Below are 408 nucleotides of genomic sequence, written 5' to 3' on the forward strand. Positions count from 1 at the left end.
GCATAGCCCGACCACCTGTGCCTCCGCCGCTGCACACTGGCGCGGAAGCCGCCCGGCCCGGCCCCCGCCGAAAGGCCCCAAAGGTTCGCGCCATAGCCGTCGAAGCCATAGGGGTTGTGGCGGGCATAGTCCCGGTGGAGATAGGTCGAGCGGCGGCTGTTTTCGAAATAGTCCGAGTTCTTCTCGCGCATGAACGCGTCGCGGATGCCGGCGAAATCGATCCAGGCATGCGAGAATTGGTGCATGAACAGCGGGCCGCCATAGCGCACGTCATGGCCGTAGATGTTTTCCCACTGGTAGGTCGCCGTCCAGGCTTCGTAACTGTCGTCGGAAGTCGGGCTGTCCGGCGAGGCCATCGACAGCACGTAGAGGATGGTCGCCTCATTATAGCCTTCCCAGCCATAGTGG

Annotated in this window: 1 protein-coding gene; it reads right to left on the reverse strand. The window is 63.2% G+C overall.

The window, feature by feature from the left end:
• Positions 1–408: glucoamylase family protein (locus ACWTU8_RS33100; RefSeq protein WP_455851412.1), on the reverse strand; the 408-nt coding region annotated here is incomplete at both ends.

It is taken from the genome of Mesorhizobium sp. BHbdii (genome assembly GCF_053848045.1).